The sequence below is a fragment of the Pseudomonas sp. NPDC090208 genome (genome assembly GCF_044746785.1).
Classification (GTDB): Bacteria; Pseudomonadota; Gammaproteobacteria; order Pseudomonadales; family Pseudomonadaceae; genus Aquipseudomonas.
Genome location: NZ_JBIVCU010000011.1, coordinates 83,674 through 103,214, shown reverse-complemented (window position 1 = coordinate 103,214; position 19,541 = coordinate 83,674). Strand labels below are relative to the sequence as shown.

The window sequence follows — 19,541 nt, the reverse complement described above, 5'->3', positions numbered from 1 at the left end:
CATGTCCAACCTAGTATTTGAAGGCGCCAAGGGTCATGGTCACGACCATGACCACGCGCACGATCATCACGATGCCGGTGAGATGAAGATCTACGGCTTCTGGATCTACCTGATGACCGACTGCATCCTGTTTGCGTCGATCTTCGCCATCTATGCAGTACTGGTAAACAACGTCGCGGGCGGCCCGTCCGGCCACGACATCTTCGAACTGCCATACGTGTTGGGCGAAACCGCCTGCCTGTTGCTCAGCTCGATCACCTACGGCTTCGCCATCCTGGCGATGCACAAGGGCAACAAGGGCGGCGTGCTGGGCTGGCTGTTCGTGACCTTCCTGTTCGGCCTGGGCTTCATCGGCATGGAAGTCAACGAGTTCCACATGCTGATCTCCGAAGGCTACGGTCCTAACCGCAGCGGCTTCCTGTCGGCGTTCTTCACCCTGGTCGGTACCCACGGTCTGCACGTGACCAGCGGTCTGATCTGGATGGCGATCCTGATGTATCAGGTGCAGAAGCATGGCCTGACCTCGACCAACCAGACCCGTCTGAGCATGCTCAGCCTGTTCTGGCACTTCCTGGACGTGGTCTGGATCTGTGTGTTCACCGTTGTCTATCTGATGGGGACCATCTAAATGGCTAATTCACATCATTCCCATGACGATGCCAGCCACGGCAGCTTCAAGTCCTACATGGTCGGCTTCGTACTGTCGATCATCCTGACTGCTATTCCGTTCGGTCTGGTGATGTTCCCGACCATCTCGAAGGCAGCGACCCTGTGGGTCGTACTGATCTTCGCAGTGGTGCAGGTTCTGGTTCACCTGGTGTACTTCCTGCACCTGGACCGTTCGACTGCTCAGCGCAACAACGTGATCACCTTCGCGTTTGCCTCGCTGGTCATCCTTCTGCTGGTCGGCCTGTCCGTCTGGATCATGTTCAGCATTCACACCGTCATGATGGCGAAGTGAGGAAAACCTGATGTCACTGAAGCACTTTGTCCAAATCACCAAACCGGGGATCATTTTCGGTAACGTGCTTTCGGTGGCAGGTGGCTTTTTCCTGGCGTCCAAGGGGCACATCGACTTCGGTCTGTTCCTGGCGGCCATGATCGGGACTTCGCTGGTAGTAGCCTCGGGCTGCGTGTTCAACAACTGCATCGATCGCGATATCGATGTGAAGATGGAACGCACCCGCAACCGTGTACTGGTACAGGGCCTGGTTTCGTTGAAACTGGCCCTGGCCTTCGCCACCGTTCTCGGCATTGCCGGCGTGGCGTTGCTGTACACCCAGGCGAACCCGCTGGCGGCACTGTGTGCAGTGATCGGCTTTGTGATTTATGTCGGCTTCTACAGCCTGTACCTGAAACGCAAATCCGTTCACGGCACCCTGGTCGGCAGTCTGTCGGGCGCAATGCCACCGGTCATCGGCTACGTCGCGGTCAGCAACACCTTCGACCTCGCGGCGCTGACCCTGCTGGTGATGTTCAGCCTGTGGCAGATGCCGCACTCGTACGCGATTGCGATCTTCCGCTTCAATGACTACCTGGCTGCCTCGATTCCGGTTCTGCCGGTCAAGCGCGGTATCCGGGTCGCCAAGCTGCACATCCTGATCTACATCCTGGCGTTCCTGGTGGCCACCCTGATGTTGACCTTCTGCGGTGCCGCAGGGCTCAACTATCTGGCTGTTGCCGCGGCCATGGGCATGTACTGGCTGTACATGGCCTGGACCGGCTACAAGGCCAAGGATGACACCGTCTGGGCGCGCAAACTGTTCGTGTTCTCCATCTTCACCATCACTGCCCTGAGCGTGGCGATGTCGCTGGACTTCCAGGTCACCAAGGAACTGCTGGTCACATACGCAGCCCCTTGATGGCTTGAAACGCAACAGACAAAACCCCGTTGTTCGAAAGAACAGCGGGGTTTTTTATTGGGCGCAATTTGTGCTTTTTCGAGCGTGCCGCTGACCGGCGTGACAGATTCGGTCACGAGTTGGCGCGCAAGGCTCTAATCAGGTCATGACAAAGCCCATGGCTTTGCCGCATCATGTATCCGTTTTGTACAGGGATCGTGGCGAAACAGTCTCCGATCCAGTCGTTGAGATACAAATAACCAGAATCATGACTGACCACATCACGCCGGAAATCAGGCCAGACGTTGTATCGGCACCGCTCGTGTCGATCATTGCGCCCTGCTACAACGCAGAGAAGTACCTGCACGTTGCGCTCGCCAGCATCTTTGCCCAGGACTATCCGAATTTCGAAGTCATCATTGTCGATGACGGTTCGACGGATAACAGCCTGGCCATGCTGCGTGCCCTGCAGGATACCTATGATTTTCAGCTGTACACCCAGGCCAACCAGGGTGTCAGCGCCACGCTCAACCATGGCCTGCGCTACGCCAAAGGCGAATACGTGTGTACACCGGACCTGGACGACATCATGCTGCCGTCGTCGGTACGCCTGCGTGCCGATTACCTCAACCAGCATCCGGAAGTGGGCTGTGTCGGTGCGCTGATCATCTACATGGACTCCGACGGCAACGACACCAAGAGTCAGAAGCTGGCGGCGATCCAGAAACTCAGCTTCGACGAAATCCTCAGTGACGCCATCGTCGTCGGTGCGCCGGTGTCGCTGTACCGCATGGATGCCCTCAAGGCTGTCGACTTCTACGACCCGGAGATCAAGGTTCAGGATTTCCAGATCACCTTGCGTATTGCCAGCAAAGGCTACGAAGTCCACGTCCTGCCGGTCAGCGTGACGCGCTATCGGCGTCACCCGAACAACCTGTCGCGGCGCTACAAGGTACTGCTCGATGCCGACATGCGTACCATCGAACCGTATCGCTCGCACCCGGCCTATGCACGGGGGCTGGTGGCAATCATCAACAAGGCCCTCAAGTATGCCGTCGTTTCCGACAAGAAATACGCCTGGAGCCTGCTGCGTTCGATCCCGCTGCGCCAGTACAACAAGACCACTTTCCGTCGCTTCAAACGTCTGTTGCTGCATCGGCAAGGCACCTGAGCCGCATCGGTGGCGTTCCGCTTTCGTTCACGGACACCTGCATGAAACTCCTCGAATTGCTGAAAACCCGCAAGACCCGAAAACGCCTGCGCGCGCTGGACAAGCTTGAACGTGCCCCGGAAAAGATCCGCCTGCGTTATCCCCACTATCAGGTCGGCACCGGTACCTACGGGATTCCCGAAGTGTTCGAGTTCGGCGACGACACCGTTCTGCGGGTCGGCTCCTATACCTCCATTGCGGCGGGGGTGAAGATCCTGCTTGGCGGCGAACACCGTACCGACTGGCTCACGACCTATCCGTTTCCGGCCATGATGAGCGGCCTGGAAGACATCAAGGACTACGCACCGAGCAAGGGCGATGTGGTGATCGGCAGCGATTGCTGGATCTGCGCCGACGCAATGATCCTGTCCGGCGTGACTGTGGGGCATGGCGCAATTGTCGCGGCGGGTGCGGTGGTGACTCGCGATGTACCACCGTTCGCCGTGGTTGGCGGCAACCCGTGCAAGTTCATCCGCTGGCGTTTCGATGAAGACGTGCGCCAGCAACTGCTCGACGCCGCCTGGTGGGACTGGCCGATGGACGAAGTGAAATCGGTGGCGCGGATGCTGTCCGGCTCGGACCTGCAGGGCTTTCTCGACTATCTCCGCGCCCGCAAAGCGGCATGAACGATTCGTAGCAGTCCGGCTTGCCGGCGGAAGCGCTCTCACGGACACCTCTGCCGGCAAGCCGGACTGCTATGAAGCAGACGCTTCTTTTGCCGGCCCCAATACAATCGCCAGATGCCGCAGATCCTCGATCTCGACACTCAGACTCTTGCCCGACGGGCTCGCCACCAGCGCACCCAAGGCAAACACGGTAAAGAATTTCACGTCCTCGGCATGGCTCAGCAATTCGCTGATGTAGCGACTGTGCCGATACGCCTGCATCTGCGCCGGAGAGGCGTACAGTGTGGCCAACTTGCCTTGTGGGCGGTCGAAAAACGTGAACTTGAAGCCCGCGCCGTAGCGCTCGACCCGGGCGCCGCCGTACAGCCCCCGACGTTCGTCACCTGCCTGGGCGAACTTGATATGGCGAAAATAGCCACGAAGTGACACCTCGCCTTGATCCGGAACGCGCAGGGTCAACAGCGCCAGCTCTTCTTTGGTGAGCTGCGCCTGGGCCTGTCGGAAGCTGTCTACCAGCCGCTCGAAATTGCTGGTGCGGGTTTCGGTGCGTTCGGTTCTTTTCGGTTTGCCGGAGCCCTCAGCGGGGAGCGCTGGCTTTTCTGTCGCTGGCAGTTCGGGAGAGGGCGCAGAAGGGGATGCTTTCAGCGCGTCCCTGATCGTCGGATCAAACACATCGATGTAATCGTCCAGCTTGCGGCGGACTTTGCGCACTTGGGTTTCTGGCGTGTCGTCCTCGGCGGGCGGTGCTTCTTCGGACTGCGGCTGTTCATCCACCCATTCACAACTGGTGTCATGCTCGTAATGCGGATTGGCCCGGAAATGCGCGGCCACAAACGTCGGATGCTCCTGCGGCTTCACGTCATAACGCACGCCGGTGACCTTCACCCCCTGCGCCCGGCAGGCCTCGCTGGAGCAGAGAAACTCGAAGCGCGCCCGTGGCAACTCCTGAGAGAAATACTCACGCCGCGCGGCAACGATCGACAACTCCTGCTGCAACTCGACACAGAACGCGCGGGTGATGGTTCTCGTGGTTTTCATGGCGGCGTGCGGGTCCCTGACCGAGTGTCGTGGTGGTCATGATGCTGAATCGCCAGTGGGTTGGGCAATGGGGGGGGTAGATATGTAGTGCCTTCTCGCGGGGAGCGCTCGCTAGGATTGCGCTTTGTCTTCGTTCGGATACACTCGGCATGGTTTACACCGTTCGACAAACAAAGACGTTTGCCGCGTGGCACTCAGGACTGCGTAACTTGCAGGCAAGGTTCGCCATCGCACGTCGGATAGACCGAGCACGGGCAGGTAACTTCGGTGATTCCAAGGCATTAGGCAGCAGCCTTTGGGAGATGCGTATCGATATGGGCCAGGGTTATCGGGTGTATTTCATATATCGCGACGGAGCAGTCATTGTCTTGCTGGCTGGCGGTGATAAGTCCTCTCAGGATGCAGACATTCGACACGCGCGAACCATGGTCAAGAGGCTAGAGCATGAGTGACGAAGTGATTCCCTTCGATATGGCGTCGTTACTGGACTCGGACGAGGCGATCAGCGAATACCTGACACAGGTGCTCGCCGATGGGGATAGCGACGAATTTGTCCGGGCCATCGGATATGTCGCCAAAGCGCGCGGTATGTCCCAAATCGCTCAGGCTTCAGGGCTTGGGCGGGCGAGTTTGTACAAGGCGCTGTCACCCGGCGCCAAGCCGCGCTTTGATACTGTTGTGAAAGTGATGCACGCATTGGGAGTTGAGCTTCGTGCGAACGCCGTCCAGACGGGGCCGTCATTTCCTCGCTAATTGCCGCGCTCTCACCTTCGCTCGCTGATGTCTGAACAGCTCCACGCCGGCTGCCAGCACCACTACGCCCAGAAAGATCGGCAGCCGATAGGGCTTGAGGTTACCCAGCAGGTTTTCCAGCGCCTCACCGGCCCAATAGCCGGCACTGACAAACAGGGTCGCCCAGACGGCCGCGCCGAGCAGGTTGATGATGGAAAAGCGGATAGGTGAAAGGCGACTGGCACCGATCACCATCGGGCCGACCAGGCGCATGCCGTAGAGGAAGCGCACGGAGAAGATCGATGCGGTGGGGTAGCGCTTGATCAACTCGGAGACGCGGTCGATGGCTGCTTGCTGGCGATGCAGCCGGGGCAATAAACGAGGGCCGAAGTGGCGCCCGGTCCAGTACAGAATCTGGTCGCCCAGCATGCCGCCCACGGTGGCGATGGCGATCACTTGAGGTAATTGCAGCGACGTCTGGTGCGCAGCCAGCCCACCCAGGATCAGGATGGTTTCGCCTTCCAGCAGGCAGCCGATGAACACCGCCCAATAGCCGTAGTGGACCAGCAGAGAGTTGATGTCGACGTGTTCGAGCATGGGCGCGACGGCCTCAGAGAGGGAATGGCCGTTCGACCCTGTAGCGCAGCGAACAGTTCGGACGCATTCTGCCTCAGACCGTCACTCGCTGTATTCCGCTTCCAGCGCCGCCAGATCTTTTTCGATCACCTTCATCAACATTTCCCACTCGCCCTGGGTGCGTTTCAGCGCCTCGCCTTCGCGCGAGTAGAGAAAGTCGATGACGTTGGCCGCTTCCTTGGTCTTGGTGGTCGGGCGAAAGGCGTCCATGCTCAACACCCGCGCCAGCATGTCCAGCTCGGTGGCATGGTTGACCCACTGCCAGTCGTCCTTGATCACCACCTTGTCGATCAGGATGCACTGCTTCTTGAAGCTGCGCAGACTCGCCCCGAACGGGCTCGCCGCCAGCAGCGCAGTAATCCGCGTGCCCTCGCTGTTGGCCCGCTCCACCGCGTTGGGGCCGAAAAACCACTCGTTGAAACTCAGCTCGATCTCGCGAAAGGCCACATTGGCATCCCAGATGATGCCCAGCGCCTTGTTGTGAATGATCTCGTTTTTCCACGCCCGGTAGGCCTTGAACGCCAGCCCCACCAAGCCTATCGCGGCCAGTGCCTGCACCAGCGACGAACAGGAGTTTATGACGTCATACGCACGCGCCGAGCCGGACACGCCGGCGCCGGTGTAGGACTCGTAGAAGACAGCGCCGGTCATCGACCCTAGGGCAAAGAGGGCGCAGTAAAAACCGAATGCATAGGGATCTTTCATTGTTGTTTTTATCCGATCAGCGAGGTTAAACGTATGGTCCATTCGCTCTGGATCAGTCAATTTTGAGGCTAGTAGAGAACTGGGGATTTGCAGGGCAGGGGATGAAAAACACGCTATTCAATGCACGGCAGTCGTAGCAGTCCGGCTTGCCAGCGGCAGCGATTGAGCGGGGGGCGCTACCGTCGGCAAGCCGGACTGCTACGGATTGATCAGCGAGCGACGCGGAAACATCTGCGGATCAGCCAGACACGCCTTCAGATGGTCATACACCAGCCGCACCCGCGGCGGCACCGGACCTGACTGCGTGCGATAGACGATCAGATCCCACAGCGGCGGCGCGATCTCTGGCAGCACCTCCACCAGCAATCCCTGGCTCAGATGCGGCTCGGCCAGATAGTGCGGCACCTGCCCGAACGCCAGCCCCGCCAGCACGAACTCCAGCTCGGTTTCCGGATCGTCGCAGCAGAACGCGGGCGAGGGCGGCAGCCAGGTCTGGCCATCGGTAAATACCCATGGCCAGGGCCTGCCATTGTTGCGGTCGATCAACATCGACAGCGGCAAGCCCTTCAGTTCCTCCAGAGTGGTCGGCACGCCCCTGGTCGCGATCAATGACGGCGCTGCCACAATCTTCAACGGCACCTGACCCACTGCCTGCGCGATATAGCGGCGGTCACGCACCGTGCCGACCCGAATGCCGATGTCGATCCGTGACGCCACCGCATCCGTCAATTCGTCGTCGAGACTCAGTTCGATGCGCAATTCCGGGTTCGCCTGCATCAGCGGCTTGAGAAACTCCGCCAGGTACAACTTGCCGATGGCATGGGGCGCGGTGATGCCAACTCGCCCGGCAATGCCGGCACTCTGGTTTTTCGAGCGCGCAACAAACAGACGGTCGAACTGATTCAGCGTCTCCCGTGCCTGCCGGGCGAAGTCGACCCCGAACGCGGTCACCACCGTCTGCCGCGTGCTGCGGTGGAACAACGGCTCGGCAAACGTGCGCTCCAGCTCCTTGATCGCCCGCGTCACCTTCTGCGGCGAAGTGCCGAGGCGATGCGCCGCCTCACGGAAGCTCGGTGACTCCACCGCCACCAGAAAGACCCGCAGCATCTCCATGCGATTGAGCATTGGCCTGTGTCCTCAACAAAAGAGTGTTCCACAAAGTGGAATTTTCAAATCCTAACTCTTCCATTTTCTGATGCAAGGAATCGACGCAAACTCTCCTTCAACAACTTCCCAACCCCTGTAGGAGATTGAAAATGAGCAACGGCATCCAAGGCAAAGTCGTCGTCATCACCGGCGCCAGCAGCGGTCTGGGCGAATCCACCGCCCGCCACCTGGCCAAACTTGGCGCCAAAGTCGTCCTCGGCGCCCGCCGCCAGGAGCGCATGGACGTCATCGTCCAGGGCATCAAGGCAGCAGGCGGCCAGGCTAGCGCCTACACCATCGACGTCACCCGCCGCGAAGACCTGGTTGCGCTGGTACAACACGCCGTCGAAGACTTCGGCAAAGTCGACGTCATCATCAACAACGCCGGCCTGATGGCCATCTCGCCGATCGCCGAACTGCGCATCGACGAGTGGGACCGCATGATCGACATCAACGTCAAAGGCGTGCTCTACGGCATCGCGGCGGCGCTGCCACTGTTCCAGGCACAGGGCTTCGGCCACATCATCAACATCTCGTCGGTGGCCGGCATCAAAGTCTTCAGCCCGGGCGGCTCGGTCTACAGCGGCACCAAATACGCCGTACGCGCCATCTCCGACGGCCTGCGCCACGAAGTCGGCGGCAAGATCCGCACCACCACCATCGAGCCGGGTGCCGTGGACTCCGAACTGAAATTCGGCAGCGGCCATCAGCCGAGCGCTGACGTCGTGCAAGAGTTCTACAAACAAGCCATCCCGGCCGAATCGGTAGCCCGCGCCATCGCCTACGCCATCGAACAACCGGCTGATGTCGACATCAACGAAATCGTACTGCGCCCGACTTCGCAGGATTTCTGATAACGCGTTAAGGCTGTAAAAAAAACGGCTGCCGAAATACGGCGGCCGGTTTTTTTGGTCTGCCTACAACGCGCCAACAGTGTTCTGATAATGGCGCTCATTGATGTGATGCCTATAGCTGATAAGACTTACATTGTCTTTTCAGTCAGCCACGCTGCCAGACCTGCAATAAGGCAAGCCCAACCTCCCCAACAGGTCAGCCGTATTTGCCACTTTAATATATCTGGGAAGTTTTTTACTTCCTCAAGGTCTGCGCCAAGTCCGTGACGGCAACCGGTGGGGTTGTTCAAAATTTCATTAATATTTCCCAGGAACATGAAACGTCCACGTACTCCCCAGAAAAAACTAGATTCCTGACCAGATGCTGATTTTTCTAAGAGTTTAAGGATTTTTCTGGATTTAAAGTATCCGAGGTAGATGCCCATGGGAAATGTCAACAGCATCAGCAAGGCACTAATTGCTAAAGTGTAATCATGAATAGATTTAAGCATGGTCTCTGCCCTGCCATATGAGAAATGTAAATTGCTTTGATGCCAAGCTTTGCTTTAGGCAGCTATGCTAAAGCGCTTGTTCTGTGCTTGCAGTAGCCTTCCTGTAACTGATGAAATTAATTTTAAATTAAATCTAGCTGAGCTATGGCTCCCATTATGCAGCCGGCAATCAAGCACGCCCAAAGTGTCCAGTATAAAGTTATTAGTTTTTTTCTTAGGTTTTTAGGGAAGCTTTGTAAGTTCTCTGCGCAGACTCCTCCAAATCGCAAATATATTCGCGGCATTGCTACCACCCCCATGATTGTGCCAAGCATATTAATTCGACCCCAAACGCCTGCGTGATTCCAAAATTTATGACTATTAACTACTGCGCAATTCTTTAAATGCATTCGCATTTCATCCATCCTTATATAAGCAAGGTACAGCATGAAGCCAATACAGGTGAGCGTCACTGCAAACACAAAAAATGCTGCCCACAAATATAATATCTCCTCCGTGTTTAAGTTCATTGTGCCGCCTTGTAAATAAGTTCGCCTGCTAACTCACCGGCTTTCTCAAAAAATTTACCTGAGGCCAAAGAAACAGTTCCAACAACTCCAACGGCGCACACTGCGGTTCCAACACCTCCGGTCGGGACGCCTAGTGCTATACAAATAGGGACTGCTGAAGCAGAAATTGCGTTACCTACAAAAAAACCTCCTGTAAGGCCGCCGATAAATGCCCCCGATTCTGTGTATTTGATCTTCTCACAGGCTTGGTCATCCCCTTTGGCGCATACGTTTTGTACCTTCACTGCCGACGCCGCGCCGCCCACAGCAATCCCAACATAGCCACCTCCCTTGATGTACTTCGCAGCTTTCGCCACACCTTCAAGGTGGGTGAGATAGCCGGCGCTCTGCTGGTATGTCCCCGTAAGACGAAACTGATGTACAAGGCTGCGACTGGAGATACCCAAAGCAGTTTTCAGCTTCGGGTGATCCGGGAAGCCAATCGATTTCTTCGTCAGACCATTGAGTTGCTTATCGAGGCTGCTCAGCAATTGCCTGCGTCTGGCAAAAAACTCTTCGGATTTCAAATGACCGTGTTTGGCCAGTGTGTCCGAATGCAGCCTGTCGATGTCCTGCATCAGCACCTTGATCGACTCCATATGTTTACCCAGCGCCGTTTCCGCAACCCCCACGGAAGTTGAACCGTGGGAGAGGAAGGATTCGATCTCTTTGCCGTGTCGGGTCATGAAATCGGCTTCTTCCGGCGTCATGTTCTGCAGAATGTCATTGACACGCTGAGCGGCCGTCATCAATAGCGCTTCCACCTCGGTGCACTGTGTATTGGTTGGGTCGCTCAGCACGATCATCTGACCGGCTTTCACCTGCGGACCCAGTTCAGGATTCAAGGCTCTGAATTTATCGAGCACGGCGGTTGTCGGCGAGGTGAAAAGTTCGGCTTTGAGTTTTTCCACCGTGTTGCTTTTGGGGACGATGTAGAAACCTGGGTCGTAGAACTCAACCAACTCGGGCACAGGCGTTCGGGCTTTGACTGCTGCCATCGTGCTGTTGGAAAAGCTGGCGTTCTGCTGAGGTTGAACAGCAGGTGACGCAGCAGGTGCTCTGACATTCGGCGATGCGGCTGAAGCAGGGGCAGCCGCGCGAACAGGCGCGGGCGCAGGAGTAACGACAGGTTCGGTGCGTGAATATTGGGTCGTTGAGCCGTACGCCACATGGTTTGGGCAGCCGCAGTTGACCCGGTCGCCCGTGGCAACGAAAGCCCGGTGTTCTTCGGTCCAGTCGAACGCCGTGCCAAGCAGTGGAAATGCGCCTTTGCACTTGCTGCACGTCGCAAGGTCACCCGTTCGGGCAATCGCCCTTCGGTCTTCAGACCAGGTGGTGGTGGCAGTGATGACGAAACCGAAGGTGGTTTGGTCGCCGAGGCGGACGAGTGCGCGCAATTGAAATCCCTCTGCATTGACGAGTTGAATCAGTCGTCCCTGATTGAAAAATCAGGGGATGCGAGGTTATCCGCAGCATCAGTGTCACCGCTGTAGGACGCGTCTGAATTTTCGGGATTTGCGCTGATATTCCTGTCAATGGAGTCGAGCAGTGTCCTCTCATGAGCGGAGAAAAGGGCTGGTTGTAGGACGTTTCTGAATTTTTCCAGCTGTCTTGTTCGGCGCTAGTCTCCCCGGCGTCGTTAATCTCAACGACCGGATTTAGCGATCCTATTCTCAAAGCGCATCAGCGCCTCCATCGTGGCTTAAGCTCAATGCTTGAAGCACGCGTTATGGCGGCTGTGCGTCGGAGATCTTCGGGTCTGCCGGTATCTTTGAGGCCGGTTCGTCAACCCTCGCACAGCCGTCACCCTAATGTTTGACGACATTTGATGGCTGCTCTCACTCAAAGGAGCTTCATCCCATGCAGGCATCGCAAACCGAACACTCTCCCTCTGCTCCGTCCACCGAGCTCCGGGGGATAAGGCCATGCTGACCGAGTGCTTCAAAACCCAACTGTTCAGACGCTACCACCGCAAACTCCGTGCTTTTCAACTCGACAATCAAGGCTGGTTCTGCCTCGCCGACGTAGCCCTCCTGATGGGCAAGACCCTCGATGAACGCTCCACCAAAAAGCTCGACCCTGACCAATGCCGTACGGCCTGGATCAAATGCTGCGAGCATTGGAGCAAGCAGTTGCTGATCAGTGAGTCTGCGCTCTACACCTTCCTCGCTCGTCACTACATTCCGGAAAACCGCGCGCTCAGGTACTGGCTGACCTATGAGGTGCTGCCGGTGCTGCGCGACAAACCACAACCCGACGCGCCGAGCCTTGGGCTGATGAAATGGTCGAAAAGTAAGGTGGGATTGCTGACGTGGCGCGGTGAATATTGGGTGAGGTTGCGGGATGTGCCGGAGGTGATGGGAAGCCCGATGAACAACTGCGGAAAATGACTTGTTGCCTGGCGCAAGGCGTCGGCGAACAAGGTCGTTGTGTGGAATCGTACGGGTCATTGGCTCTTTTAAACCGCATTTCGGCAAGACAGAAGTGCGCGCAACAGTCTGACGTTGATGCTGTATCGCTCATTGCAGGCACAAAAAACCGGCTCAAACATGGCCGGTTTTCTTCATCTTCAAGACGCTTAATCCCTTGTTGGCTGATAGCCTATTATTTGATTATAGCGTCCACATTTCCGAGCATTGTTGCCGTGAGGGGAGGGGACTTAAGCAGGTCGCGTGAAATATTTGGATCAGGTATTGAAGTCTTAATCAAAAGATCCAGCCTATCAAACCAAGCACCATCATTAGCAGAGAACAGGTTGTACAGGGCTTCATTTTTAGTTTTGCAACCAAACTCTTTGAACATTGATCCGCAAAATTTTGATGCCGCTGTCATTATGTGCCAGCGAAGCTTGGAGTACTTGCCGTCAAATCTCTTATTGCCCGTGAGGAGCCTTAGGCGGTAATAAATATAGCACGCCGTGTAATAGTCTTCTTCGTGTCGGCCCTGAGTAAATACATCATTTAAAAGATCTCCGGTCAATCTGTTCGCATACCTGCTTGATAAATCCGGGCGCATCATAACCACGGCAGCATAACAACGTGCAACTTCCCTTGCGTCAAATATGCGCGCGGGAGCTACGTTCTCTACTCTGTACTGTCCTTTGCGGCGCTCAAAGTAAATTCTATTTGTCTCTGATGCGCCTCTTGCATTGAAGTATTGTTCTAGAACGCGCAAAGCGTCTAGTGTTGATATAAATTGCGCATCTTCTACCTTGGACTGTCGATTTGTTGCGCGGACAATGTCATCAATTACAGATGGTTTGTCAGCCTCAATAAGCTTAATCATTAAACTTACCGTGCTGTCAACTTGAGTGTCTGAAGATATAAGTATATTTGAGGTCTGGCATCCATTCACAATCTGAAAGTCGCGAATGAAAATTTCCTGCCCTGCAGGCCTAACGCTGGATGCGACAATTGTAATGCCGTTATTCATAAGGCCGAAACGCTGCTTTTTATCCGCGCTATTTAATGTTTCGGCAATTTCAGAGTTGACTTCGACGTCTACGCCCAAAAAGTCGCGCACGTTTTCTTCGAACAGTTTCTTTCGAGGATTCCCGTTTGGATCTTTAAGGACTGCATCTATAAAATTTCGAGCGGTTACCGTAGCGACATACGCATTATTAATATCGGGTGCGGAGGGGAACGGAGCATAGCCGACAGTTGGTAATCTCGCCTCCATTGGTCCGTCAGCCGACAACCACAGTTCATGGATTAGCTCGCGATGAGCTTTAATAAGAAGAGTTTCGTTGGAGTACCCCATTCTCTTCAGCGCGACTTCGCCGACTTGAAATGCCGCATTGATCTCGACCGCATCCGTATTTGGAGCAGCGGAAAAAAAATAAGCGTGAATATCTGGCAAGCCACCTCGAATTCGGCCGATATTTTCAAATACTTTTTTGAACATGTCTTTGAATGTGGCCAAATATGCGCTATGAGGCTGTGCTGGCACTTCTGATAAGTAATCAACGATGGCAGCAACAAAAGAGTCAACCTCTTGTTTCGACCAAGTCACCGATCTTTTTGCTTGAATTAGGACGATTGTGACTTTGTATTCGCGCCTGCTCGTTTCGAATATCTCATCTAGCTCTTCTAATGAGAAGATCGCGCGATCATCGAGAAATAAAAGCACTCCATCTATTCCAGGGTCGGCGCCTTCATAGACCAAGTCAATTGCTTCAACTTTATCTCCAGAATATTTGGAGAAAGCACAATAGCTAACAAATGCCTCGAAGTTTTTAGAGTCTTCGTATGGCGCACCAAAATCTTTGCAAAACGCATCAAAGTAAGATTTCGTTACGAGGTGCATTTTTCCATCCCTAGATGTTGTAGGTTGATATTGAGCCGGTTTTTGGAATAGCACTATCTGTACTTGGCAAAAAACGATCTGAATTAAGTAAGCCTTTTGGTCGCTAGGTTCTGGCTGATTCCGATGGTCATGAAAAGCAGAATCCACTGAGGATTAAGTGCTCAACGTCTTGGAAAGCACGCCAGACTAACCTCGGCGACCCTTGGTGTTCAATATGCCACTATGGACGGCAATGTGCGAGCATGAAACATAGTTTTCATATTACCGAGTTGGCAGCAATCACAACCCGTTCTGCGCGCGCCCTCGGTTGGAGTCTGCTTTGCCCGGGACCAGCCTTAGCTCGCGCGTCCGCTTTTTCTGGTTTCTGCCAGTCGAACCGTCAGGCCAAGCCGGTTACTGGTCCTATCCGGTTATCGGGCACTATCCGTTTTCTTCCAAGGTGGTCGCGGGACATCATTAGGCTACGACTCCCGTAAGCTAAACCCTCGCCACGAGCGCCCCGATCATGCATAGGGCGTATCTGTACACCTCCAATCCTCGAACTGGAATCTGTACGGAAAATGTACCAAAAAGGGTGTGGCTGGCGAGAGACGGGGATGAAACCCCAGAGACAAAAAAGCCCGCAGTTAGCGGGCTCTAGGGGTATTGCTTAGCCGTCGTTGAACGTCTATGTACATCAAATGGTGCCCCGAGGGAGACTCGAACTCCCACTCCTTTCGAAAACGGATTTTGAATCCGCCGCGTCTACCAATTCCGCCATCAGGGCATGTGGCGGCGGAGTATAGAGACGTGCCTACCGTTGGTCAATCATGTTTCATGGCCTATTTTTGTCGTTTCCGCTAAACTTCCCGGCCCTGCTGGACGAACCCCCATCATGCGTGTCGCTGACTTCACCTTCGAGCTTCCTGATTCCCTGATCGCCCGCCATCCGCTGGCGGAGCGCCGTGGTAGCCGCCTGCTGGTCCTTGATGGGCCGAGCGGGGCGCTGGCCCATCGCCAATTCACTGATTTGCTGGAGTATTTGCGCCCCGGCGATCTGATGGTTTTCAACAATACCCGGGTGATTCCGGCGCGTCTTTTCGGGCAGAAAGCCTCGGGCGGCAAGCTGGAAATTCTGGTTGAGCGGGTGCTGGATCAGCACCGTGTACTGGCTCATGTGCGGTCGAGCAAGTCGCCGAAACCGGGCTCGGTGATTCTCATCGATGGCGGTGGCGAGGCCGAAATGGTCGCGCGTCACGATGCGCTGTTCGAGCTGCAATTTGCCGAACCGGTGTTGCCGCTGCTGGAGCGCGTCGGCCATATGCCGTTGCCTCCTTATATAGATCGCCCGGACGAAGATGCCGACCGCGAGCGTTATCAGACCGTGTACGCCCAGCGTGCCGGTGCGGTGGCGGCGCCGACCGCAGGTCTGCACTTCGATCAGACGATGATGGCGGCCATTGCCGAGAAGGGCGTGGAGACGGCGTTCGTCACCCTGCATGTCGGCGCGGGCACGTTTCAGCCGGTGCGGGTGGAGCGGATCGAAGATCACCACATGCACAACGAGTGGCTGGAAGTCACGCAAGAGGTGGTCGATGCCGTGGCGGCATGCCGTGCGCGGGGCGGGCGGGTAATTGCCGTCGGCACCACCAGCGTGCGTTCGCTGGAGAGTGCGGCCCGTGATGGCGTGCTCAAGGCGTTCAGCGGCGACACCGATATCTTCATTTATCCGGGGCGACCGTTCCATGTGATCGATGCCCTGGTCACCAACTTCCATTTGCCGGAGTCCACGCTGTTGATGCTGGTCTCGGCCTTCGCCGGTTACCCGGAAACCATGGCGGCCTACGCGGCGGCGGTGGAAAACGGTTACCGCTTCTTCAGTTACGGGGATGCCATGTTCATCACCCGCAATCCGGCGCCGACTGCACCTCAAGGATCAGATGCGGCCCCCGAGGATCAAGCATGAGTCGCACCTGTCGTATGTCGTTCGAGCTGCTGGCCACCGATGGCAAGGCTCGCCGTGGTCGTCTGACCTTTCCCCGTGGCACGGTCGAGACCCCGGCGTTCATGCCGGTGGGCACCTATGGCACGGTCAAGGGCATGCTGCCCCGGGATATCGAGGCCATTGGCGCCGAGATCATTCTGGGCAACACCTTCCACCTGTGGCTGCGTCCTGGCACCGAGGTGATCAAGGCCCACGGCGACCTGCATGATTTCATGCAGTGGAAAGGCCCGATCCTGACCGACTCCGGCGGCTTCCAGGTGTTCAGCCTCGGCGCCATGCGCAAGATCAAGGAAGAAGGCGTGACCTTCGCCTCTCCGGTCGATGGCGCCAAGGTGTTCATGGGCCCGGAAGAGTCGATGCAGGTGCAGCGCGATCTGGGTTCGGACATCGTGATGATCTTCGACGAATGCACGCCGTACCCGGCCGACGAAGACGTGGCGCGTACCTCGATGGAGCTGTCGCTGCGTTGGGCCAAGCGCTCGAAGATCGCCCACGGCGACAACACCGCGGCGCTGTTCGGTATCGTCCAGGGCGGCATGCATGAAAACCTGCGCATGCGTTCGCTGGAAGGCCTGAACGAGCTGGACTTCGACGGTCTGGCCATTGGCGGCCTGTCGGTGGGCGAGCCCAAGCACGAAATGATCAAGGTGCTGGATTACCTGCCGGGCCGCATGCCCGCTGACAAACCTCGTTACCTTATGGGTGTAGGCAAGCCGGAAGACCTGGTTGAAGGTGTGCGCCGCGGAGTCGACATGTTCGACTGCGTCATGCCTACGCGCAACGCCCGCAACGGTCATCTGTTCATCGACACCGGTGTGCTGAAGATCCGTAACGCGTTACATCGCCACGATGATTCGCCGCTGGACCCGACCTGTGACTGCTACACCTGCAAGAACTTCTCCCGCGCTTATCTGCATCATCTGGACAAGTGCGGCGAAATGCTGGGGAGCATGCTCAATACGATCCACAATTTGCGGCATTACCAGCGCCTGATGGCTGGTTTGCGCGAGGCAATTCAACAGGGTACATTGGCCGCCTTTGTCGATAACTTCTATGCCAAACGCGGGCTTGCAACCCCGCCGCTGGATTGAATGACAGCCGGTCTTACCGCTTCTCTTAATTAAAAATTATGCAACTGGAGTGCTAAATGAGCTTTTTCATTTCCAACGCCATGGCGGACGCGGCTGCGCCTGCCGCCGCGGGCCCGGCGGGTTCGGGTTTCGAGTGGATTTTCCTGGTCGGTTTCCTGGTCATCTTCTATCTGATGATCTGGCGCCCACAGGCCAAACGTGCCAAAGAGCAGAAGAACTTGCTTGGTAACCTGCAAAAGGGCGATGAAGTCGTTACTTCCGGTGGTATCGCGGGCAAGATCAACAAAGTGACCGACGACTTCGTGGTAATCGAAGTTTCCGACACTGTAGAACTGAAGATTCAGAAGGGCGCCATCGCTGCCACCCTGCCGAAAGGCACCCTGAAAGCCATCTGATTCCAGTCTTTTACCAATCGACGGGGCGCGCAAGGCGCCCCGCGTTCTAAGCAGGCGGCGTGATGTTGAACAAATACCCTCTGTGGAAATACATCCTGATCCTGGCAGTGCTGGTGGTCGGCTTTATTTATTCCGCACCCAATCTCTACCCTGACGATCCGGCCATCCAGGTCAGCGGCACCAGCACGGCGCTGCAGGTCACTCAGGCCGATCTGGATCGCGTAAGCAAGGCGCTTACCGATGCCGGTATCGCGGTCAAGGGCGCGTCTCTGGCCGAGAATGGCAAGGGCGGTTTGTTGCGTCTGACCAAACAGGAAGACCAGTTGCCAGCCAAGGATGTTGCGCGCAAGGCCCTGGGTGACGACTACGTCGTGGCGCTGAACCTGGCGCAAACCACCCCGAAATGGCTGCGCAGCCTGGGCGCAAGCCCGATGAAACTGGGTTTGGACCTCTCCGGTGGCGTGCACTTCCTGCTGGAAGTGGACATGGAGAAGGCACTCAGTGCGCGTCTGAACGTCTACGAAGGCGAAGTGAAAAGCCTGCTGCGCAAGGAAAAACTGCGTTATCGCAGCCTGCCACAGGATAACGGCGCCATTCAGCTGGGCTTCAGCGATACCGATTCCCGCGAACAGGCCCGTGTCCTGATCCGCAAGGATTACAGCGATTTCGAGATCACCACCAGCGATCGTGGCGAGATGCCGATCCTGCGTCTGGCGATGACGCCGGCCAAGATTGCCGAAATCCGCGAATACTCCATCAAGCAGAACTTGACCACCGTGCGTAACCGGGTCAACGAGCTGGGTGTGGCCGAGCCACTGGTTCAGCGTCAGGGCGCCAACCGCATCGTGGTCGAGCTGCCGGGCGTGCAGGACACTGCCGAAGCCAAGCGTATTCTCGGCAAGACCGCCAACCTTGAGTTCCGTCTGGGCGCAGGTCCCGATGACACCAAGGCCACCACTGAAATGTTCGAGTTCCGCGAAGGCGGTCGTCCGGCAGCACCCGTGGAGCGTGGCCTGATCATCACCGGTGACCAGGTGACCGACGCCAAGGCCGGTTTCGACGAACACGGTCGTCCACAGGTGAACATCAAGCTCGACGGTCACGGTGGTGATCTGATGAGCCGTGCCACCCGTTCCAACGTCGGTCGCAGCATGGCGGTGATCTTCATCGAACAGCGTCCGGTGACCACCTACGTCAAGCAGATGGTTGACGGTGTCGAGAAAGAAGTGCCGGTTCAGGGCTTCAAGGAAGACAAGAAGATCATCAGCCTGGCGACCATCCAGTCGCCACTGGGCAGCCAGTTCCGCATCACCGGCCTGAACGGCCAGGGTGAATCGTCCGAACTCGCGCTGCTGCTGCGTGCCGGTGGTCTGGCCGCGCCGATGTACTTCGCTGAAGAGCGCACCATTGGCCCGAGCCTGGGTGCCGACAACATCACCAAGGGTATCGATGCATCCCTGTGGGGCATGCTGTTCGTCTCGCTGTTCATCATCGCCATCTACCGTTTCTTCGGCCTGATCGCGACCGTGGCACTGGCCTTCAACATGGTCATGCTGTTGGCGCTGATGTCGATTCTGGGTGCGACGCTGACGCTGCCAGGTATCGCCGGTATCGTCTTGACGATGGGTATGGCGGTGGACGCCAACGTACTGATCTTCTCGCGGATCCGTGAGGAGCTGGCCGGCGGCATGACCGTACAGCGGGCGATCAACGAAGGTTTCGACCGCGCCTACACGGCGATTCTCGACGCCAACCTGACCTCGCTGCTGGTCGGCGGCATTCTCTACGCCATGGGCACCGGCCCGGTCAAAGGCTTCGCCGTGACCATGTCGCTCGGTATCTTTACCTCGATGTTCACAGCCATCATGGTGACCCGCGCAATGGTCAACCTGATTTATGGCGGCCGTGACTTCAAGAAGCTGTGGATTTAAGGGGCTGC

General features: G+C 56.7%; 20 protein-coding genes and 1 tRNA gene. 13 read left to right on the top strand and 8 right to left on the bottom strand.

Going from position 1 to position 19,541, the window contains the following annotated elements; translation table 11 throughout:
- Position 1: 1 nt before the first annotated feature.
- From ACIPL0_RS19035 to ACIPL0_RS19015, 5 genes are all read left to right on the top strand, one after another.
- Positions 2–628 carry a cytochrome o ubiquinol oxidase subunit III gene (locus tag ACIPL0_RS19035; protein ID WP_400597974.1) on the top strand — a complete coding sequence of 209 codons (627 nt, stop codon included), beginning with the start codon at positions 2–4 and terminating at the stop codon, positions 626–628.
- A complete protein-coding gene (gene cyoD / locus ACIPL0_RS19030; RefSeq protein WP_400597975.1) occupies positions 629–961 on the top strand; it encodes a cytochrome o ubiquinol oxidase subunit IV in 333 nt (110 codons plus the stop codon). It begins immediately after the preceding gene.
- 10 nt (positions 962–971) lie between these two features.
- Entirely contained in the window at positions 972–1,862 is an 891-nt protein-coding gene (gene cyoE, locus ACIPL0_RS19025) for a heme o synthase (protein WP_400597977.1), read from the top strand.
- 247 nt (positions 1,863–2,109) lie between these two features.
- A complete protein-coding gene (locus tag ACIPL0_RS19020) occupies positions 2,110–3,012 on the top strand; it encodes a glycosyltransferase family 2 protein (RefSeq protein WP_400597978.1) in 903 nt (300 codons plus the stop codon).
- A 41-nt stretch (positions 3,013–3,053) separates the two neighbouring features.
- On the top strand, positions 3,054–3,677 hold the full coding sequence (locus ACIPL0_RS19015) for a CatB-related O-acetyltransferase (RefSeq protein ID WP_400597980.1): 624 nt from the start codon (positions 3,054–3,056) through the stop codon (positions 3,675–3,677).
- 69 nt (positions 3,678–3,746) lie between these two features.
- On the opposite strand, the gene ACIPL0_RS19010 is transcribed toward ACIPL0_RS19015, so the two are convergent.
- Positions 3,747–4,715 carry an ATPase gene (locus tag ACIPL0_RS19010; protein WP_400597982.1) on the bottom strand — a complete coding sequence of 323 codons (969 nt, stop codon included), beginning with the start codon at positions 4,713–4,715 and terminating at the stop codon, positions 3,747–3,749.
- 149 nt (positions 4,716–4,864) lie between these two features.
- On the opposite strand from ACIPL0_RS19010, the gene ACIPL0_RS19005 reads away from it, so the two are divergent.
- Positions 4,865–5,167: a type II toxin-antitoxin system RelE/ParE family toxin gene (locus tag ACIPL0_RS19005; RefSeq protein ID WP_400597984.1), complete on the top strand. Its 303-nt coding sequence runs from the start codon at positions 4,865–4,867 to the stop codon at positions 5,165–5,167.
- Entirely contained in the window at positions 5,160–5,468 is a 309-nt protein-coding gene (locus ACIPL0_RS19000; RefSeq protein ID WP_400597986.1) for an addiction module antidote protein, read from the top strand. The genes ACIPL0_RS19005 and ACIPL0_RS19000 overlap by 8 nt, the downstream gene beginning before the upstream one ends.
- Here ACIPL0_RS19000 and ACIPL0_RS18995 read toward each other — a convergent pair.
- The 3 genes from ACIPL0_RS18995 to ACIPL0_RS18985 form a co-directional block, all read right to left on the bottom strand.
- Positions 5,454–6,044 (bottom strand): DedA family protein, encoded by a 591-nt coding sequence (locus tag ACIPL0_RS18995; RefSeq protein WP_400597988.1) that lies wholly within the window; start codon positions 6,042–6,044, stop codon positions 5,454–5,456. The genes ACIPL0_RS19000 and ACIPL0_RS18995 overlap by 15 nt on opposite strands.
- A gap of 81 nt (positions 6,045–6,125) precedes the next feature.
- Positions 6,126–6,788, bottom strand: coding sequence for a hypothetical protein (locus ACIPL0_RS18990; protein WP_400597990.1), 663 nt, complete (start codon positions 6,786–6,788; stop codon positions 6,126–6,128).
- 198 nt (positions 6,789–6,986) lie between these two features.
- The gene (locus ACIPL0_RS18985) at positions 6,987–7,913 is read right to left on the bottom strand and encodes a LysR family transcriptional regulator (RefSeq protein ID WP_400597992.1); all 927 of its coding nucleotides are present in this window, start codon (positions 7,911–7,913) and stop codon (positions 6,987–6,989) included.
- Between the two features lie 131 nt (positions 7,914–8,044).
- On the opposite strand from ACIPL0_RS18985, the gene ACIPL0_RS18980 reads away from it, so the two are divergent.
- Complete coding sequence (locus ACIPL0_RS18980) at positions 8,045–8,788, top strand: SDR family oxidoreductase (RefSeq protein ID WP_400597994.1); 744 nt, start codon at positions 8,045–8,047, stop codon at positions 8,786–8,788.
- Between the two features lie 128 nt (positions 8,789–8,916).
- Here the strand turns inward: ACIPL0_RS18980 and ACIPL0_RS18975 are convergent, their stop codons facing one another.
- Positions 8,917–9,279: a hypothetical protein gene (locus ACIPL0_RS18975; RefSeq protein WP_400597995.1), complete on the bottom strand. Its 363-nt coding sequence runs from the start codon at positions 9,277–9,279 to the stop codon at positions 8,917–8,919.
- Positions 9,280–9,784: 505 nt separating this feature from the next.
- The gene (locus ACIPL0_RS18970; protein WP_400597997.1) at positions 9,785–11,224 is read right to left on the bottom strand and encodes a PAAR domain-containing protein; all 1,440 of its coding nucleotides are present in this window, start codon (positions 11,222–11,224) and stop codon (positions 9,785–9,787) included.
- 528 nt (positions 11,225–11,752) lie between these two features.
- On the opposite strand from ACIPL0_RS18970, the gene ACIPL0_RS18965 reads away from it, so the two are divergent.
- On the top strand, positions 11,753–12,217 hold the full coding sequence (locus ACIPL0_RS18965; RefSeq protein ID WP_400597998.1) for a Bro-N domain-containing protein: 465 nt from the start codon (positions 11,753–11,755) through the stop codon (positions 12,215–12,217).
- Between the two features lie 214 nt (positions 12,218–12,431).
- Here the strand turns inward: ACIPL0_RS18965 and ACIPL0_RS18960 are convergent, their stop codons facing one another.
- Positions 12,432–14,132 (bottom strand): AIPR family protein, encoded by a 1,701-nt coding sequence (locus tag ACIPL0_RS18960; protein ID WP_400598000.1) that lies wholly within the window; start codon positions 14,130–14,132, stop codon positions 12,432–12,434.
- 681 nt (positions 14,133–14,813) lie between these two features.
- Positions 14,814–14,898, bottom strand: a tRNA-Leu gene (locus ACIPL0_RS18955).
- 108 nt (positions 14,899–15,006) lie between these two features.
- Between ACIPL0_RS18955 and queA the strand changes: the two genes are divergently transcribed.
- From queA to secD, 4 genes are all read left to right on the top strand, one after another.
- Complete coding sequence (queA, locus tag ACIPL0_RS18950; RefSeq protein WP_400598002.1) at positions 15,007–16,077, top strand: tRNA preQ1(34) S-adenosylmethionine ribosyltransferase-isomerase QueA; 1,071 nt, start codon at positions 15,007–15,009, stop codon at positions 16,075–16,077.
- A 14-nt stretch (positions 16,078–16,091) separates the two neighbouring features.
- Positions 16,092–17,207, top strand: coding sequence for a tRNA guanosine(34) transglycosylase Tgt (gene tgt / locus ACIPL0_RS18945; protein ID WP_400598147.1), 1,116 nt, complete (start codon positions 16,092–16,094; stop codon positions 17,205–17,207).
- Positions 17,208–17,263: 56 nt separating this feature from the next.
- Positions 17,264–17,602, top strand: coding sequence for a preprotein translocase subunit YajC (gene yajC, locus ACIPL0_RS18940; RefSeq protein ID WP_062383548.1), 339 nt, complete (start codon positions 17,264–17,266; stop codon positions 17,600–17,602).
- Between the two features lie 62 nt (positions 17,603–17,664).
- Complete coding sequence (gene secD / locus ACIPL0_RS18935; protein WP_400598004.1) at positions 17,665–19,533, top strand: protein translocase subunit SecD; 1,869 nt, start codon at positions 17,665–17,667, stop codon at positions 19,531–19,533.
- Positions 19,534–19,541 lie beyond the last annotated feature (8 nt).

Excerpts from the sequence above, each read along its gene's own strand:
- ACIPL0_RS19035 (WP_400597974.1), top strand. The coding sequence starts at position 2 with ATGTCCAACCTAGTATTTGAAGGCGCCAAGGGTCATGGTCACGACCAT.
- cyoD (WP_400597975.1), top strand. The coding sequence starts at position 629 with ATGGCTAATTCACATCATTCCCATGACGATGCCAGCCACGGCAGCTTC.
- cyoE (WP_400597977.1), top strand. The coding sequence starts at position 972 with ATGTCACTGAAGCACTTTGTCCAAATCACCAAACCGGGGATCATTTTC.
- ACIPL0_RS19020 (WP_400597978.1), top strand. The coding sequence starts at position 2,110 with ATGACTGACCACATCACGCCGGAAATCAGGCCAGACGTTGTATCGGCA.
- ACIPL0_RS19015 (WP_400597980.1), top strand. The coding sequence starts at position 3,054 with ATGAAACTCCTCGAATTGCTGAAAACCCGCAAGACCCGAAAACGCCTG.
- ACIPL0_RS19010 (WP_400597982.1), bottom strand. The coding sequence starts at position 4,715 with ATGAAAACCACGAGAACCATCACCCGCGCGTTCTGTGTCGAGTTGCAG.
- ACIPL0_RS19005 (WP_400597984.1), top strand. The coding sequence starts at position 4,865 with ATGGTTTACACCGTTCGACAAACAAAGACGTTTGCCGCGTGGCACTCA.
- ACIPL0_RS19000 (WP_400597986.1), top strand. The coding sequence starts at position 5,160 with ATGAGTGACGAAGTGATTCCCTTCGATATGGCGTCGTTACTGGACTCG.
- ACIPL0_RS18995 (WP_400597988.1), bottom strand. The coding sequence starts at position 6,044 with ATGCTCGAACACGTCGACATCAACTCTCTGCTGGTCCACTACGGCTAT.
- ACIPL0_RS18990 (WP_400597990.1), bottom strand. The coding sequence starts at position 6,788 with ATGAAAGATCCCTATGCATTCGGTTTTTACTGCGCCCTCTTTGCCCTA.
- ACIPL0_RS18985 (WP_400597992.1), bottom strand. The coding sequence starts at position 7,913 with ATGCTCAATCGCATGGAGATGCTGCGGGTCTTTCTGGTGGCGGTGGAG.
- ACIPL0_RS18980 (WP_400597994.1), top strand. The coding sequence starts at position 8,045 with ATGAGCAACGGCATCCAAGGCAAAGTCGTCGTCATCACCGGCGCCAGC.
- ACIPL0_RS18975 (WP_400597995.1), bottom strand. The coding sequence starts at position 9,279 with ATGCTTAAATCTATTCATGATTACACTTTAGCAATTAGTGCCTTGCTG.
- ACIPL0_RS18965 (WP_400597998.1), top strand. The coding sequence starts at position 11,753 with ATGCTGACCGAGTGCTTCAAAACCCAACTGTTCAGACGCTACCACCGC.
- ACIPL0_RS18960 (WP_400598000.1), bottom strand. The coding sequence starts at position 14,132 with ATGCACCTCGTAACGAAATCTTACTTTGATGCGTTTTGCAAAGATTTT.
- queA (WP_400598002.1), top strand. The coding sequence starts at position 15,007 with ATGCGTGTCGCTGACTTCACCTTCGAGCTTCCTGATTCCCTGATCGCC.
- tgt (WP_400598147.1), top strand. The coding sequence starts at position 16,092 with ATGTCGTTCGAGCTGCTGGCCACCGATGGCAAGGCTCGCCGTGGTCGT.
- yajC (WP_062383548.1), top strand. The coding sequence starts at position 17,264 with ATGAGCTTTTTCATTTCCAACGCCATGGCGGACGCGGCTGCGCCTGCC.
- secD (WP_400598004.1), top strand. The coding sequence starts at position 17,665 with ATGTTGAACAAATACCCTCTGTGGAAATACATCCTGATCCTGGCAGTG.